Annotated in this window: 1 protein-coding gene; it reads left to right on the top strand. The window is 76.4% G+C overall.

Going from position 1 to position 1211, the window contains the following annotated elements; translation table 11 throughout:
* Window positions 1–43: 43 nt before the first annotated feature.
* Complete coding sequence (locus MXD58_RS24960) at window positions 44–991, top strand: MFS transporter (RefSeq protein WP_250610079.1); 948 nt, start codon at window positions 44–46, stop codon at window positions 989–991.
* Window positions 992–1211 lie beyond the last annotated feature (220 nt).

Genomic DNA, 1211 nt, shown 5'->3' with positions numbered 1-1211 from the left:
GTGACGGCCGCCCAGGCGCCCAGCGCCCGGGGCCGTCACCGGGATGGCGTTGGCCGCCGGGCCCGTCGTCGGCGGGTTCCTGACGGAGACGGTCGGCTGGCGGGCGATCTTCCTGGTCAACGTGCCGGTCGCCGCGGTGAGCCTGGTGCTGACCCGGCGGCATGCCCCGGCGACGGCTGGCCTGGCCGGTCGCGGGGTAGATCTGCCAGGGCAGGTCAGCGCGATCGTGACGCTGGCCGCGTTGACCTTTGGCCTGGTCGCGAGCGCGCCGCGGGGCTGGGGCTCGACGGCGGTGGTCGGATCGCTGACGCTGGCCGTGGTTGCCGGTGCGGCGTTCGTGGCCGTGGAGCGGCGGGCGCGGCCCGGGGGGCGCCAGCCGATGGTGCCCCCCGGGCTGGTCGCCAGCCCGGTGCTGCGGGCGGGCCTGGTCGCCGGCCTGATCGTGAACTTCGGCCTGGCCGGGATGATGTTCGTGCTGTCGCTGTTCCTGCAGGAGGGCCGCGGCTACTCGGCGGGTGCGGCCGGGCTGGCCTTCCTGCCGTTGACGCTGCCGACCGCCGTGAACCCGATCCTCACCGGGCGTCTCGTCGCCCGGGTCGGGCCGCGGTGGCCCGCCGCCGCCGGTTTCGCCCTGATGGCGGGCGGGACGTCGATCCAGGCCGCGTTCACCGGTGACGCGACGCTCGACCAGGCCGCGACGGTCCTCGCGCTGCTGGCCATCGGCTTCGGGGTGTCCTTCGGGATCCCGTCGCTGGTCACCGCGGTGATGGGCGCGGTGCCGGCGGAGCTGGCGGGGGTCGGCGGCGGGGCGTTGAACGCGTCGCGCCAGACCGGCGCCGTGCTGGGCGTCGCGGTGCTGGGCGCTGTCTTCGCCGCGTCGTCGGGTGACCCGGCGCGTGGCACCACGATCGCGCTCGAGGTGTGCGCGGGGCTGCTGGCGCTCGGCGGCGTCGTGGTGTTCCTCGCGCTGCCCGGGCGACGGTCAGGCTGAACCGATGGTCAGGCTGAAGCCGTCGGGCGAGCCGTATCGTGGCGGCGATGGCTGACGCGACGACGGGGCAGGCGCTGGTCCTGCACGCCCTCGCAGGCCGTGACGGCCCGCTGCTGTGGGCGGAGGACGCGACCCGCCTTCCCTCGGCGCCGGCCGGCGCCGAGCATCCCTTCGCCGCCTCGGCCGCCGCGCTGCGTCAGTGTCTCGCCGGGCTCGGACC

Origin of the sequence: Frankia sp. AgKG'84/4 (genome assembly GCF_023242965.2) — a bacterium.
GTDB lineage: Bacteria > Actinomycetota > Actinomycetes > Frankiales > Frankiaceae > Frankia.
This window is presented reverse-complemented; position numbering and strand designations above follow the sequence as displayed.

Excerpts from the sequence above, each read along its gene's own strand:
- MXD58_RS24960 (WP_250610079.1), top strand. The coding sequence starts at position 44 with ATGGCGTTGGCCGCCGGGCCCGTCGTCGGCGGGTTCCTGACGGAGACG.